Origin of the sequence: Xanthomonas populi (assembly GCF_002940065.1) — a bacterium.
Classification (GTDB): Bacteria; Pseudomonadota; Gammaproteobacteria; order Xanthomonadales; family Xanthomonadaceae; genus Xanthomonas; species Xanthomonas populi.
This window is the reverse complement of sequence record NZ_MDEJ01000317.1, coordinates 1-571: the sequence shown is the minus strand read 5'-3', so window position 1 is coordinate 571 and position 571 is coordinate 1. Positions and strand designations below refer to the sequence as shown.

Below are 571 nucleotides of genomic sequence, written 5' to 3'. Positions count from 1 at the left end.
TCGCTGATTTTTTGAAGGTATGGTCATCATCCAGTGCGTGTCACCACGGCTACGACTTGGTTGTTCGAGGTGCCCTATACCTATAACGCACGCATACATATTGAAATCGGTACGACGCCCATTCAGGCATGGGTCGGCAATGGCTGGCTGCCTCGAATGCCCGATAGCCTTGAGGACCTGGACATGCTGCTCGTGATGGTGGCGAAATCGCGCGTCATCCATCGCGATGGCATCCACTTCCAGGGCTTGCGCTACCTTGCACCGACGTTTGCGGCTGACGTCGGCGAACTGATCGCAATACGGTATGGCCCGCGCGATCTGGCTGAAATCCGGATGTTTCATCGAAACCACTTTCTCTGCCGTGCGGTCAGCCCCGAACACGAAGCGCAGACCGTCACGCTTAAAGATATTCAAACCGCCCGCTACAACTATCGCAGGTCGCTACGAAGCCAGATCAACGAGCGGATCACGCGGGTCGTCGATTTCCTGCCTAGGGAACCTCTGAACAACGTCCCCAGATGCGCGACACTACACAGCTACGTTGAGGAGTGATCCATGCAACTGACGTTTG

Annotated in this window: 1 protein-coding gene; it reads left to right on the top strand. The window is 55.7% G+C overall.

All coding sequences use genetic code 11. The features are described from left to right. Nucleotides 1–69 precede the first annotated feature (69 nt). Nucleotides 70–552: a Mu transposase C-terminal domain-containing protein gene (locus XpopCFBP1817_RS21080; RefSeq protein WP_244171302.1), complete on the top strand. Its 483-nt coding sequence runs from the start codon at nt 70–72 to the stop codon at nt 550–552. The last annotated feature ends 19 nt before the right edge of the window (nt 553–571 follow it).